This window comes from Paenibacillus sp. FSL H8-0548 (assembly GCF_038630985.1).
In the GTDB taxonomy this organism is placed as follows: Bacteria; Bacillota; Bacilli; order Paenibacillales; family Paenibacillaceae; genus Pristimantibacillus.
Window position 1 is genome coordinate 275,592 of record NZ_CP152049.1, and the last position, 14,996, is coordinate 290,587.

A 14,996-nucleotide genomic window follows, 5' to 3' on the forward strand; every position below is an offset into this window, starting at 1 on the left:
GGCTTCCGATCGCTGTTGTTCCCAGATATTCTGTATTCACCCACCTAAGGGGTGATATCTGGGAACAAAGGCAAACGCTCCGCTTCTTCAGCCCCCTCTTACTCTCCTCTCAATCTACTTTAGGCTGTCAAGCACTGATTATTAGGTTGACCCGAAAAAAGGTGGAGAAAGAAAAGATGACGAAAATAGCAGCAGTATCGACATTAATGCGCGTAGTCTTGGGAATATTATTTTTAGCTCATGGAATTAGTAAATTGCAAATGGGACTAGGGAATGTTGAAGCTTGGTTTAGCTCGATGGGAGTTGCAGGATTTTTAGCTTATGTCGTAGCACTGCTTGAGCTGCTCGGTGGTTTCCTGCTTATTATTGGTCTATTTACACGTATTGTTTCAGCTATCTTCACGATTATGCTCGCTGGCGCGATTGTTACCATGAAGCTTTCTGTGGGATTGCTTGGAAGTGCAGAAATGGCGGGGTACGAGCTGGATTTAGCTTTCATGTTGGTGTCTATTTATTTAATTGTTTCAGAAACAACCCCATTATCGGTCGATCAAATACTTTTCAAAAAACGCAGCGCATAAGTGGATTCATTGGATTCTACTGTGAATAGCCCCATTGTGTTATTGCCTGGTGATTTTACATTATGGCTCGCTAGCAGTCACTATATAGACAATATCTAATAGAGAATATAAAATAAGATCTAGAAAATATTGTTTGTTTACAAGGGGGTCGACTTAGTGGGAGATACCTATACAAATCATGGACAAGTTGGTGCTATGGGAAAAAAGGCTCGTGCCTCTAAAATTATTTTTAATCAAGGAAATACCGAGGCATTGAATAATATGAATGAGCAGCAGTTATTGCTGCTGAAAGATTTTATGAACAAGATTATTTCGGCAAATGCGACGGAGATAAAGACGGCTGAAGCCCTTACAGGTGCAGCGCATTTAGAAGAATTTATTGAAGCGTCCGAGTCAAAGGAAACCGAGAAGCAGGAAAACGCTTTGAGCAAATGGCATTCCTGGCTAGCCAGCCTGAAAGAGCCCTCTTTGAAGTTTTTAGCGATTACTGCTGATGTGGTTACGCTGAGTCTACCGTTATTAAAACTGCTAGGCCTATCTACGTTATAAGCTTGAAAGTAATATCCAATACTAGATATAATAGAAGTGACTATTCGTCGTTGACCGCTTACACCGTTGATAGGTGAAAGGAGGATAAGGTTTGTCCTGTCCTGATCAAGATGAATAGTTTTTTCTATTTGTAGAGGGGTAGATAAAAAGTGGCGCGTTCCGTCTATATCGTTCAATCGCAAATGATTTCGTTGGGTGAAGAACCCTTTAATAGCAGTGGTCGTCTCAGGAAGGCGTTTCAGCCCATGTATACAAGCCAGACTTGTTATAAAGATATGCGACTAGCGATATACGATTACTATCGTGTAAATGGCAGTCCATATACACAGGTGAAAAGGGAACGATACCCAGTTACCAACGCTCCTTTTATACGTCATATGGGTCAGGTATGCTTTAATACAAAAAGAGCCTTTTACATTGATTCAGCCTATGATCGTGAAGATTTAGCATTATTAGTATCGAATAAAACAGATTACTGGAATCCATATGATCATTCTGACAATGTAGATGCCGCATCCTTACGTGATATTCCGTTTTTTGGCTACAATCCAGAGCTTGAAGATCAACGAATGAATTATTTATATTTTGAGCTGAGACCGTCTATGCCGATAGAGATGTTCCATAATGATAACTCTGTAGCCAAGGGTAAGCTATTCATTCATTTTTATCCAAGCGGATACATTGGACTTCATCTGGCTACTGCTTTGAAAGGAACAGAGGCAAGGAGTGCGCGTGACATTCATGATTTAGTTAAAGAGACCCGCCCTGGACGGAAAGGAAATACTTGGGTATGGAAAAGTAAGCTTGGCGAATTAAAGTTAAATGAACTAATGAAACAAATCACAGCTAACATTGCGGTTTCTCTGTTTGAGGATGGTACACAACTTAAAACGAATGATAAAGAGTGGAGCAGCTCTGTTTCTGTTGTTAGTGATGATAACATGGATGAGCTGACAGCCAGCATGTTTCATAGCTCCCCAACTATTCTAAATATGAATAGTAGGATTGGGGAAACGATCGTCAAAGAACAGCTGCTCGCTTCCCCACAAGGAAATTTATATTTATATAGCCCGCAGCGTAAACGGCAATCTGTGCTCCATTCTTTTTGGAGAATTTTGCATATTCATGAATTGGTGTTGCTAAAAAAACGGATTTATGAAGATTATTATGTCGTAACGAAAAGGCATAAGGAGCATTTAGCAGATATGAGCTTGGTTAAGCCTGAGGCAGGGGCACCTAAGGGTACCGCCTATAACCCTTTAGTCAAACGTTTTTTATCAGAGATGGATCACGTTGTTCAAACGGCCGAACCTTTTTATAAAGCTGCATACTCGGTTATTTGTAAAGGAATTGGATTTGATAGCCGCCGAGAACGACTTATGAATAGCATCAAAGAGTGGGAGCAGGAGCTCCATAAAATAAATGACAGAGAGCGTTATGAAGAGCTTGCTCAATTGAGGAGTACTATCATACAAGGGGATAGTTATACTAATTTCGGACAGGTAGGCGCTATGGGGAAAGAGGCTGTGGCAAGCGGCAATGTATTTAAGGTTTATCCTGATGATCATACGGTAGTCGAATGGCAATCGGAATATGTTGAGCTGCTTGAAGAAGTGATCAAAGTAATTGGCAATAGGCCTGAAGAGCGGTATACAGATTGGCCGCAGGTTGTCATGAATATTCAAAATATCGTTGATGCCGCGAAAAAAGGGGATGAAGCTGCTCGGACGCTTGCAATTGATCATTGGAAAAAATGGCTTCAGTCCGAATGGAAGGATCAGAGGAAGGAATATGCCAAAGGTATTAGTCCAATTGTGGGTTCATCGGCCCTGCAAAAACTATTACATATTCATAAGAAAATTAAGTTTTGAGAACATGATTAATTGGGATTATGATGTGCCTATATGTAGTGTTTCGAAGCGCAATAAATCCACGGCCGCATAGGGTTGTGGATTTTTTGGTGTGGATATACTTATACAGCATGGATAGATGCTAGCTTGAAGCTGACTAGCGCTTTTTTTTCATTTTGTTCAATTTCATGAAAGTAAGGATAACAGCAACCATCATGACCAGAAAATAGGCAACAGCAAATATGAGCAATGGTCTGGCATATGTGGAGAAGGAAAAGAACAGCTCACTTGACTAAAAGCTAGAATGGGAATAAACTAATATTAGTTAAGAGATCTTAACTATTAATATAACAACTAAATCTAATGCACTTAATTGCTAGCGATCGAGGTGTGAAATGCTGGACAAGCAAAACCAATTGTCCAATTTGGTTAGCCATCATATGCTGGCGATAGTGGGCAATTTCTCCAAAATTCGTGATAGTGACTTACCGGCACCTCAATTTTATATTCTTCAGACGTTAGCTAAGCAAGACATGTTAACCAGCTCGTATTTTGCAAACATCATGGACGTGACGCTCTCTGCCATTACCAATTTAAGCAATAAGCTGGTACGGAAGGGCTACATTGAACGTGTGGTTTCGGAGACGGACAGACGGCAGACTTATTTGAAAATAACGGAGCAGGGACGCGAGGTTGAGCAGCGCATGCTGGAGAGATATCGGTATCTGACGGATGATTTATGGTCTGATTTTACGGATGAGGAGCTGGACCTGCTTATTGTTTCTTATGAAAAAATGATTGCGAAGATGGAGAGCAAGAGCAACGAGCAAAAATCAGAGTGAAATTCATAGGAGGTTTTTCGCGTGGGAAGATTAGATAATAAAGTAGCTATTGTAACTGGCGCAGCAGGCGGTATGGGAAAAGCTGATGCGCTCCTATTTGCCAAAGAAGGCGCGAAGGTCGTCATTACGGATCTGCAGGAAGAAAAATTGCAGGAGGTTGTGCGTGAGATCGAGGATATGGGCGGCGAGGCTCTCGGCATTAAGCATAATGTAGAGTCCGAAGAGGACTGGGTTCAAGTCGTAGAGCAAACGATCAGCAAATTTGGCCAAATTAATATCCTTGTGAACAATGCCGGCATTTCTGATCCAACGCCATTCATGGACCAGACGGTTGAGCGCTGGGAAAAAACGATGTCGATTAACGTAACAAGCATTTTTCTTGGGCAAAAATACGTTATACCTCATATGATTACAGCTGGCGGCGGTTCTATTATAAACATCTCCTCTATTGCCGGTTTGACTGGAGGCAGCGGCGCAGGCCCGTACACGGCGAGCAAAGGTGCTGTTCGAATGCTTACTAAGGCGACGGCTGTTGATTTTGCAAAGCATAACATTCGGGCTAATTCTATACACCCAGGCTATATCGAGACCCCAATGACTGTAGATCTTATGAAAGACGAGAAAATGAAGCAGTGGTTTCTTGCTCAAACACCGCTTCCGCGCCTTGGCAAAGCCGAGGACATCGCTAACGGTGTCTTGTTCCTAGCCTCGGATGAATCGTCTTATATTACAGGTATTGAACTGCCGATTGATGGCGGATATTACGCTAAATAATGCTGTTAAAATTAAAGCTAGGGACGCCGGCCATAGGCCGGAATCCTTAGCTTTTTATTATGGGCATGACCACCATTTTAATCCACAATCGTCCGCGGTTGTGGATTTTTGCATTTTATTGACTACAAGTGTCCCAAAAGACCAAATTGATATTCATTTTATTGATTCAACTGCCGATGAACCCTTTGTTACAACTATGCTATACGATTTCCAATACCGATAATTAGAGCGTATAGATCTATTAGCACTATGAACCAAAAAACAGCTATGACTAGGAGTATGATAACTGACATGAGAGATTTAACATCTACGATATCATCGATTGAAAAGTCATCTATTATTTTATTAGCCGATGAAAAAGGAACGATTACATATGCGAATAATCAGTTTTTAGCATTGTCTCGGTATGAAAAAAATGAATTAATCGGATATAACTATAAAAAAATCAGTTCAGAAAGCTATTCTCATTCATACTTTGACCAATTGCTTCAAATTGTGGGTCAAGGGAACGTTTGGGAAGGTAAAATCATGAGCCAGTCGAAGGACGGAAACGATTATTGGCTGGACATCACTATTATTCCTTTAAAGGATGAACAAAACCGTATTTTTCAATATATCATAATTGGAACGGAAATGACGAGTGGCCAGGTGTCCGACGATTCGTTCACAAAAACAATAAAGGATTTGCATGATATTACAAATGCACTCGATGAATCCTCCATTGTGGCAATTACGGACGAGAAGGGGACCATTTCTTACGTTAACGACAAGTTTTGCAAAATTTCTAAGTATTCTCGTGAGGAGCTAGTTGGAAGGACGCATCGAGTTATTAACTCCGGTTATCATTCGAAATCCTTCTTCAAGTCGATGTGGGAGACGATCAAGCAGGGAGAGGTTTGGAAGGGCGAGGTGAAAAACCGCGCAAAGGATGGCAGCGAATATTGGATGAATACAACGATTGTACCGTATCTCGATGATCGTGGTATTCCTTATCAATATGTATCCATTCGCACGGATATTACGGATCGGATCAAGGCAGAGACTGCTCTTGCAGAAGCACTGCAGAGTGATTTTCGCAGAACCGTTCAAAATCTGCAAAATTGTATTTTTAAAATGGAAACGGATGATAACAATAGATTCACGTATACATTAAGTGAAGGCAAGCTGGCTGAAGAGCTGGGCTTGACGATGGACAAGGTTTTGAATAAAACACCGCATGAGATTTTCAACGATCATGTTGCAGAGCTAATGGAGCTTAATCTGGGCAATGCATTGGCTGGAATGGTTGTAAATTTTGAGATGGAGTATTTGGATAGGCATTTTTATATGACCTTGTCTCCTATTCAGGAAAATGAAAAAATAGTTGAAGTTGTAGGGTCTATGATTGATATTACCGAAAGAAAAAAAGCGGAGGATACCATTCATTATATGGCTCACTATGACGCGTTGACGCATTTACCTAATCGTACGTTGTTCAATCATGAATTAATGAATGCGCTCGCTCATGCGAGAGAAAAATCAGAACAAATTGGCATCATATTTATTGACTTGGATCGATTTAAAACGATTAATGATACACTCGGACACTCTATGGGCGATCATTTGTTAAAGGCCGTTTCGAAACGGATATCGGAATGCTTGCGAAGCTGCGATTTTCTCTCTCGGCAAGGAGGGGATGAGTTTACCTTGTTCCTTCCTAATATTACTCGGACAGAAATTGAAGTGATTGCAAAACGGATCATTGATCGGATGTCTGAGGCATTTTATATCGAGCACCTGGAAATATACAGCACGCCGAGCATTGGAATTAGTATGTTTCCAGACGATGGAGATGATATTGAAATTTTACTTAAAAATGCAGATGCAGCGATGTATTTAGCTAAGGAAAAACGAAGGAATAACTATCAATTTTTCACTAAGGAATTGCATAAAGCGATAGCTAACAAGCTAAAGCTGGAGAGTGATCTGCGCAGAGCTCTTGATCAGAACCAGTTTATTTTGTATTACCAACCGAAGGTTGAAATTAATACTGGTGAAATTATAGGTATGGAAGCTTTAATCCGTTGGATGCATCCTGAGCTGGGCCTTGTACCACCTATGGAATTTATCTCGATTGCAGAGGAGACAGGCTTGATCATTCCAATCGGAGAATGGGTAATGCGAACGGCGTGTCGACGAGTGAAGCAATGGCATCAAGCGGGGTATGAGCAGCTGACGGTTGCAGTCAATATTTCATTGCGTCAGTTTATGCAAAATGATTTTCATGAGATCATTAAAGAGATTTTAGAAGAGAACGATTTATTGCCGGAATTTCTGGAGCTTGAGATTACCGAAAGTATTGCGCATGATGCCAAACAAACCATTCGGGTATTAAATCGCATTAAAAGCTTGGGAGTGAAAATTAGCATTGATGATTTTGGCACAGGATATAGTTCGTTAAGCTATTTAAGTCAGTTTCCGATCGATCGGCTAAAAATAGATCAGTCGTTCGTTCGTCATTTGAGTGTGAGCAATCAAGCGATTATTAAAACCATTATTGATATGGCACACAATATGGGGATAGCCGTTATTGCTGAGGGTGTGGAGACGAAGGAGCATGTTGATTTCCTGAAGCAACAACAGTGCAAGGAAGTACAGGGGTATTATTATAGCAAGCCTCTTGCGGATACCGAAGCTAATACATTTCTACGGGATCACAGAAAAGGGATGCGCTTTCACTAGGAAGAGTGATAGTATAGTAGAAAAATAAAGACAAGAGGGTGTAGTAGCGATGTCAACAATGAAAGCAGCTGTGTTGGAAAGCCAAGGGAGCATCGAAGTAAAACAAGTACCGATTCCTTCAGTAAAAGCAGATGAAGCGTTAGTTGAAGTGAAATGCATCGGCATATGCGGCTCAGATGTTCATTATTATGAGCATGGAAAGATTGGTCGCTATGAAGTGAAGCAGCCCCTCATACTTGGACATGAGCTTGCTGGTGTAGTCGTCGAGGTAGGTGAGAATGTACAGCATATTAAAGTAGGAGATCGTGTCGCTGTTGAACCGGGAGTGACCTGTGGCCGCTGTGAAAATTGTAAAAGCGGCCGCTACAATTTATGCCCGGATGTTGTTTTTATGGCTACGCCCCCAGTTGATGGAGCTTGGGCAGAATACGTAGCCGTCCGTGCAGATTTTTTATTTCCTATGCCGGACGAAATGAGTTTTGAAGAAGGAGCTCTCCTTGAACCGCTATCCGTTGGTTTCCATGCGATGAAACGTGCTCAGGTTCAGCCTGAAGATCGAGTGCTGGTCACTGGTTTAGGCCCGATTGGACAACTCGCAGTCGCTGCAGCACGCTTATTCGGTGTATCAGAGATCTATGGAAGCGATGTAGTCGAGTATCGCAGAGAGCTTGCCAAAACGATGGGTGTTACCGATGTCTGTGATCCGATGACAGAGTCGCTTCAAGACAAAGTAAACGAGTGGTCGCATGGCAAGGGTGTAGATGTCATTATTGAAACATCAGGAAATGCTGGAGCGATCGCAGCTTCAACGGCTCATGTAAAGCGGGGAGGAAAGATTGTACTAGTAGGACTTCCCGCTGCCGCTAGCATTGGTATAAATGTTAATGAACTTATAGATGGAGAGATTGATGTACTGGGTGTGTTCCGGTATGCGAATACTTACCCTGCGGCGATACGAGCGCTGCAGTCGGGCAAGATACAGCTTGAAAAAACAATTACACACAAGTTTAAACTTGATGATATTCAAGAGGCGCTAGATATGGCCATACATCAGAAGAATAGCAGCATGAAAATTATGATTTACCCAAAATAATAAAGAAATGCCCTCGCATTCACCAGCATGAAAGCCGACCTCATAAGGTCGGTTTTTCTGTGTTGCGATACGGGCGGATAGTGTCAGCCGTACCTGAGGATAATAGTAGTTGAATCTAAGCAGCAAGTCCAAAGGCTCTTTAAATATTAAAATATTATCGGATGATTTTATAATAATTCGTGCATTACTCTTATATAATCTTTCATTTTCAATTGGTACTATAATAACAGAGCAAAACAATAGCAGTATAAATAGGAGGGGTACAAATGTTAAAATGGAAGCGTTCTCTAACGGTTTTACTAGCAGCTGCTTTGGTTGGTACACTGGCTGCATGCGGCGGGGGAGAGAAAAATAAAGCAACAGAACCCGGAAACTCAGCATCGACATCAGAGAACCAATCGGTAAAATTACGGATTATGTGGTGGGGTGCGCAGGAACGTCATGAAGCAACATTGGCGGCGCTTGATTTGTATACAAAAAATAATCCGAATGTTACATTCGAACCGGAGTACTCCGGTATGGATGGTTATTTGGACAAGCTGTCTACCCAAGCTGCAGCAAGCAACGCACCTGATATTATTCAATTGGATCCGGGCTGGACACCGGATTGGGCGGCTCGCAAGCAATTGTCGGTTCTGACGCCAGAGCTTGATGTAAGCCAAATTGATCCTAAATTACTTGCTGGAGGACAATCCGGAGGCGAGCAATATGCTGTCCCGCTAGGCTCCGTCGCTTACGGCATGATTTATGACAAAGCTGCGCTGGAGAAGCTCGGCATTGCAGCGCCATCGAACGGTTGGACATGGGATGATTTCTTCGCTTTAGCGAAGGAAGCTAAGTCCAAGCTGCCAAGTGGTCAATACTTCTCTAAAGATTACGCAGGTGATTATTTTGCATATTCAGCATTCCAGTACAGTAAAGGTAAAGGAACGATCATATCAGAGGATGGCAAATTCAACGTGGATCAGGCATCTTTCCTAGAATGGACAACAAAATTTGAAGAGCTGCGCAAGGAAGGAATCATTCCGCCTGCGGATGTCAATTCATCGGATAAAGAGTTTGATCCACAAATGGATTTGATGGTTTCTGGCAAGGTATTGCTGCGCTTGAGCTTCTCTAATAACTATGGTTCTTGGGATAGCTTGAAGAAAGGGGCATACGCACTTGTGACTATGCCGCGCTCAACAGAAGCAGGCGGCTGGCTTAAACCATCTATGTATCTAGCCGTTTCCGCAAATTCTAAAAAAACAGACGAGGCAAAAAAATTCGTCAACTGGTTCGTGAACGATCCTGAAGCAGCTAAAATATTGAAGACTGCACGCGGATTGCCAGTCAATAAGGACAATGCAACGGCTTTGCAGGAAACAATGAGCGATACAGATAAAGTAGGCTTGGAGCTTCTTCGTGCAACAGAAACCGACGGTCAAACCTGGACTGCTGGACCAGGAGGCTGGACGAACTATATTGATAAGGATTGGCCGCTTGTGCGAGATCAGCTTAGCTTTAATAAAATAACACCTGAGCAAGCTTACGAACAACTGGCAGACGCAGCTAAGGCTTACGAAAAATAAAGTATAGCTCGACGCCCGGAACGTTTTTTGTTCCGGGCATTGCGTGTTTTATTCAAAGGAGTGGGGATATGGCAATTTTCATTCAGGATGTGATAGACAAATTAGAATCGCCGGTTGCTCGGCTGGAGCATACGGTAGACAAGCTGGAATCAGGGGATGCCTCTTCAGAAGTAACGGGAATTGTGGTTACGTTTATGGCGACACAATATGTTATTGAACAAGCCATTGCACGGGGAGCAAATTTAATAATTGCTCATGAGGGCTCTTTTTACAGTCACACAGGCAATAAGGAATGGTTGCAATACGATCCAGTCTATCAACAGAAGCAGAGGCTTATTGAAGAGAATGGCATAGCCATCTACAGGTTTCATGATTATTACCATCGTTACGAGCCTGACGGCATTATGACAGGGCTGCTCCAGGAGCTGGGCTGGGAATCAGCCGTAAGCGAATATGAACCGGCAGCAGCAATTGTGACTATCCCCGCTATGACCGTGTATGACGTAGCTGAGTATGTGAAACAGAAGCTGGGGATTTCATTTGTCCGGGCAATTGGAGATTTGACGGCGCCCTGTACACGTATTGGACTGCTGGTAGGGTATAGGGGCGGCGGTGCCAATGCTATTCCTTTTTTTGAGAAAGCAGGTATGGATTTAATCATTGCGGGAGAAGGACCCGAATGGGAAACCCCAGAATATGTTAGGGATGCCGCGCAGCAGGGGAGACAGAAAGCTTTAATCATGCTTGGTCATGCGCATAGTGAAGAGCCTGGGATGAGATATTTGGCAAAATGGATGGAAGCGCGTTTTTCCCTCATTCCGGTTCAATTTGTATCTGGGGAGCATTCCTTTCAATTGATCTAGCGGGCAAGGCACAACAAACAATAAGAGGCGAAAATGGGAGGTTTATTCATGAGTCAATCTACATTATTCCAATCTGGCGATGGGAGTCAGGCCTGGCTAGGCTATCAACCAATGGCTAAAGGTGAGCGTTGTGATCAGTATGCGTTATATAGCAACATTGCAGTGACGAAGTCAGATGACATTATTCAGACAGCTATAAATGAGCTGTCTCAAGGGATTGAGGGTTTACTTGGTCAGCCGGCTATCGTATCGGAATACGCTGAGGGCACTTCTGGCATTTTACTTGGCATTTTTGATCAAAACGGCATCATTGATGAATGCTTCGCTCCAGAAGTCCGTTCAGCCGTAGGTGGAGAAGGCTATGCCATTAAAACGGACAGCTCAAATGGCCGAATAACGATCGGCGCGTCTTCCTCCGTCGGTATTTTATATGGAGCATTCCATCTGCTGCGCCTTTTCAGCACAGGCTGTGCCGTAGATGCTTTAAATATTGTAGAGAATCCGATTAATCAGCTTCGCATGATTAATCAATGGGATAATATAGACGGCAGCGTAGAGCGGGGCTATGCTGGGAAATCTATTTTTTATTCAGACAACAAAGTGACCGACAATGTAGAGCGTATTCGTCATTATGCGAGACTGCTCGCTTCAGCGGGTATAAATGCCATTTCCATCAATAATGTTAATGTCCATCGAGTCGAGAGCATGCTGGTTACACAGCCGTATCTATCTGACGTAGCGAGGCTCGCTGCCATTTTTCGAGTGTACGGCATCAAGCTGTTTCTGAGCGCCAATTACGCCAGCCCGCTTGAAATAGGCGGACTCTCTACAGCAGATCCGCTTGATCCGGGCGTCCGGCAATGGTGGCATGACAAGGCAGCCGAGGTGTTCACCGCCATTCCTGATTTTGGCGGCTTCCTCGTTAAGGCCGATTCGGAGAACCGGCCAGGGCCGTTTACCTATGGAAGGGACCACGCAGAAGGAGCCAATATGCTGGCAGAGGCGCTAGAGCCTTTTGGAGGGATCGTGATTTGGCGCTGCTTTGTGTATAACTGCAAGCAGGATTGGCGGGATCGATCGACGGACCGGGCACGGGCGGCCTTCGATCATTTTAAGCCGCTGGATGGAAAGTTTATGGATAATGTAATTTTGCAGGTGAAAAATGGGCCGATCGACTTTCAAGTGAGGGAGCCGGTATCACCGCTTCTAGGAGCAATGCCTTCAACGAACCAAGTGCTTGAGCTTCAGATTACGCAGGAGTATACCGGCCAGCAGCGCCATCTATGCTATTTGGTTCCGCAGTGGAAAGAGATTCTTGAATTCGATACCCTTATTAAGGGGGAAGGCTCTACCGTGAAACGCATTGCGGATGGCTCGCTTCACGGCAACCGATACAGCGGCTTTGCCGCCGTCTCCAATATCGGCGACGATACGAATTGGACGGGACATTTGCTGGCTCAGGCGAATCTCTATGGCTATGGTCGGCTAGCTTGGAACCCAGAGCTTTCCTCTGAACAAATTGCTGAGGAATGGGTAAGGCTGACCTTTGGAGGAGAGGAGCAGCTGGTGCATACGATTCAAAAGATGCTGATGGATTCTTGGGAGATCTACGAGTCGTATACCGCTCCGCTTGGCGTAGGCTTTATGGTTAATCCTGACCATCATTACGGCCCGAACGTTGAGGGCTATGAATATTCGATGTGGGGGACTTATCATTTTGCGGATTGTTATGGCATAGGCGTGGATCGAACAATAGCATCAGGCACCGGCTATGTTAATCAATATGTTGGCGCTAACGTCAATAAGTATGAGTCGCTTGAAAGCTGTCCGGACGAGCTGCTGCTGTTCTTCCATCATGTGCCGTATAAGCATGTGCTGCATTCTGGAAAAACGGTTATACAGCACATCTACGATACTCACTTCGAAGGAGTGGAGCGGGCGATTGCATTGTCAGACAAGTGGCAGCTTCTTAGCGGGAGTATGGATGAGCGGATGCATAAGCAAGCAGCGGAGCGTCTGGCGGAGCAGGCGGAGCATGCCAAGGAATGGCGCGACAGAATAAACACCTATTTTTATCGTAAGAGCGGCATTGCTGATGAGCAGGGAAGAGAAATTTATTAAAGCGTACTTGTTAAGGGAAGAGGCGGCGAACGATCCGCCTCTTCTTTTTTTTCGTTAAATAGTGAAAGAATTCGATGATTCCCCTCCTTTAGCGAAGGGAAGCGCTTCATTATACTTAAGATATAAAATTGACTACAAGAGGTGACTACACATGAAACGTTCCACAGCCGTTACTGCAAATCCCGCTGTGAAGCTAAAGAAGCCCAATTCCTTTCTAAGCAGATGGAACGCACCTATTGCAGGTTACCTGTTTATTTCGCCGTGGCTGATTGGCTTCCTTGGCCTTACCGCTTATCCGCTGCTGTTATCGTTATACTATTCTTTTACGGATTATACGTTGATGGAGCCTATTAGCTGGGTCGGTACACGCAATTATGAGCAGATACTTACAGCAGATCCCAAATTTCTACAATCCGTGAAAGTAACCTTTATGTATGTCATTGCTTCTGTACCGCTGAAGCTGGCAGCTGCTTTGCTTGTGGCTATATTGCTCAACAAGGCTGTAAAAGGGATTTCTCTTTATCGTACGGCGATTTATTTTCCTTCATTAATAGGGGGAAGCATTGCGGTGTCATTGCTTTGGAGAAACCTGTTCGGAGTGGATGGCATTTTCAACAAAATTATTGCGGTATTCGGCATTGAAGGAAAGGGTTGGATCACGAATCCAGATACAGCGCTTGGTACGCTTGTATTGCTGACGGTATGGCAATTCGGATCATCCATGGTTATTTTCCTTGCTGGACTCAAGCAAATTCCGAGCGATCTGTACGAAGCATCGTCGGTGGATGGAGCCAATCGCTTTATTCAGTTTTTCAAAATTACGCTGCCGATGCTCTCGCCGATATTATATTTTAATCTCATCATGGGCGTCATCAATGCCTTTCAAATGTTCACCTCCGCTTTTGTTATTACGAATGGCGGACCGATGAATTCCACTTATGTGTATGCTCTTTATTTGTACGAGCGTGCATTCAGCAGATATCAACTAGGTTATTCTTCATCTTTGGCTTGGATTATGCTCATTATGATCGTGCTCGCGACAGTTATCATTGCTGGTACCTCGAAATATTGGGTATTCTATGAAACAGACACAGGAGGGAAAAAACGCAAATGACAAAACAGTGGAAGCTGGCGATAAGGCATATTTTCCTCCTCGGCTTTAGTTTTTTAATGGTTTATCCTGTTCTCTGGTGGATTGGCGCATCGTTAAAGCAAAATCATGAATTAAGCTCACCTAATATTTTTCCAGCTGTACCGCAGTGGAGCAACTTTGTGAAAGGCTGGAATTCGGTTCCGGGCCATTCCTTTACGGACTTTTATCTCAATACCTTTGGGCTCGAGATTGCCGTTCTGATCGCTACACTTATCTCGAGCACATTAGTCGCATTTGGCTTCGGAAGACTGGACTTTCCGCTTAAAAACTTTTGGTTTGCTCTGCTTATGCTGACATTGATGATGCCTGGGCAGGTGCTCATCATTCCACAGTATGCCTTGTTTCATCAGCTTGGCTGGGTAAATACGTATCTTCCGTTTATTGTCCCTCACCTGCTTGCAAGCGGGGCAGGCGGTACGTTTTTTGTTTTCCTGCTCATTCAGTTTGTAAGGGGGATTCCGAAGGAGCTCGATGAATCTGCAAAAATAGATGGCTGCTCCTGGTTCGGTATTTTTTGGAGAGTGGTTATGCCGCTTACGAAGCCAGCTATTGTTACCGTCATGATCTTTTGCTTCTTATGGAACTGGGATGATTTTCTAGGCCATCTGCTATATATCAATTCGGTAGACAAGTATACCGTTGGTCTAGGGCTGCGAATGATTAATGATTCACAATCTGCTCAGGAATGGGGACAATTGCTCGCGATGTCGCTGTTATCGATCGTTCCGGCCACGCTCGTCTTTATGTTCTTACAGAAGTATTTTGTCGACGGGATTGCAACAACTGGAATAAAAGGATAACATGAAAAAAATGATAGCTCCCGGAACGGTAAAGCCACGATTTTCTTTCGCAGCTTTACCGTTTCTTTCGCATAAACC

General features: G+C 43.6%; 12 protein-coding genes. All 12 read left to right on the forward strand.

What is annotated here, in order from left to right; translation table 11 throughout:
• Positions 1 to 176 precede the first annotated feature (176 nt).
• Positions 177 to 581, forward strand: a complete 405-nt coding sequence (locus MHI37_RS01320; RefSeq protein WP_076339560.1) for a DoxX family protein — start codon at positions 177 to 179, stop codon at positions 579 to 581.
• A 156-nt stretch (positions 582 to 737) separates the two neighbouring features.
• Complete coding sequence (locus tag MHI37_RS01325) at positions 738 to 1,130, forward strand: hypothetical protein (protein WP_076339561.1); 393 nt, start codon at positions 738 to 740, stop codon at positions 1,128 to 1,130.
• 149 nt (positions 1,131 to 1,279) lie between these two features.
• Positions 1,280 to 3,001, forward strand: coding sequence for a hypothetical protein (locus tag MHI37_RS01330; RefSeq protein WP_144023800.1), 1,722 nt, complete (start codon positions 1,280 to 1,282; stop codon positions 2,999 to 3,001).
• Between the two features lie 374 nt (positions 3,002 to 3,375).
• Complete coding sequence (locus MHI37_RS01335; protein WP_144023801.1) at positions 3,376 to 3,822, forward strand: MarR family transcriptional regulator; 447 nt, start codon at positions 3,376 to 3,378, stop codon at positions 3,820 to 3,822.
• A gap of 21 nt (positions 3,823 to 3,843) precedes the next feature.
• Positions 3,844 to 4,596 carry a glucose 1-dehydrogenase gene (locus tag MHI37_RS01340; protein WP_076339563.1) on the forward strand — a complete coding sequence of 251 codons (753 nt, stop codon included), beginning with the start codon at positions 3,844 to 3,846 and terminating at the stop codon, positions 4,594 to 4,596.
• Positions 4,597 to 4,887: 291 nt separating this feature from the next.
• Positions 4,888 to 7,317, forward strand: coding sequence for an EAL domain-containing protein (locus MHI37_RS01345; RefSeq protein ID WP_256710699.1), 2,430 nt, complete (start codon positions 4,888 to 4,890; stop codon positions 7,315 to 7,317).
• Between the two features lie 49 nt (positions 7,318 to 7,366).
• Entirely contained in the window at positions 7,367 to 8,410 is a 1,044-nt protein-coding gene (locus MHI37_RS01350) for an NAD(P)-dependent alcohol dehydrogenase (RefSeq protein ID WP_076339565.1), read from the forward strand.
• Between the two features lie 266 nt (positions 8,411 to 8,676).
• The gene (locus tag MHI37_RS01355) at positions 8,677 to 9,981 is read left to right on the forward strand and encodes an extracellular solute-binding protein (RefSeq protein WP_076339566.1); all 1,305 of its coding nucleotides are present in this window, start codon (positions 8,677 to 8,679) and stop codon (positions 9,979 to 9,981) included.
• 68 nt (positions 9,982 to 10,049) lie between these two features.
• Positions 10,050 to 10,844, forward strand: coding sequence for a Nif3-like dinuclear metal center hexameric protein (locus tag MHI37_RS01360; protein WP_076339567.1), 795 nt, complete (start codon positions 10,050 to 10,052; stop codon positions 10,842 to 10,844).
• A 48-nt stretch (positions 10,845 to 10,892) separates the two neighbouring features.
• On the forward strand, positions 10,893 to 12,965 hold the full coding sequence (locus MHI37_RS01365; protein ID WP_076339568.1) for an alpha-glucuronidase family glycosyl hydrolase: 2,073 nt from the start codon (positions 10,893 to 10,895) through the stop codon (positions 12,963 to 12,965).
• Between the two features lie 151 nt (positions 12,966 to 13,116).
• The gene (locus tag MHI37_RS01370) at positions 13,117 to 14,079 is read left to right on the forward strand and encodes a sugar ABC transporter permease (RefSeq protein WP_076339569.1); all 963 of its coding nucleotides are present in this window, start codon (positions 13,117 to 13,119) and stop codon (positions 14,077 to 14,079) included.
• Positions 14,076 to 14,918, forward strand: a complete 843-nt coding sequence (locus tag MHI37_RS01375) for a carbohydrate ABC transporter permease (protein WP_076339570.1) — start codon at positions 14,076 to 14,078, stop codon at positions 14,916 to 14,918. The genes MHI37_RS01370 and MHI37_RS01375 overlap by 4 nt, the downstream gene beginning before the upstream one ends.
• Positions 14,919 to 14,996: the final 78 nt, after the last annotated feature.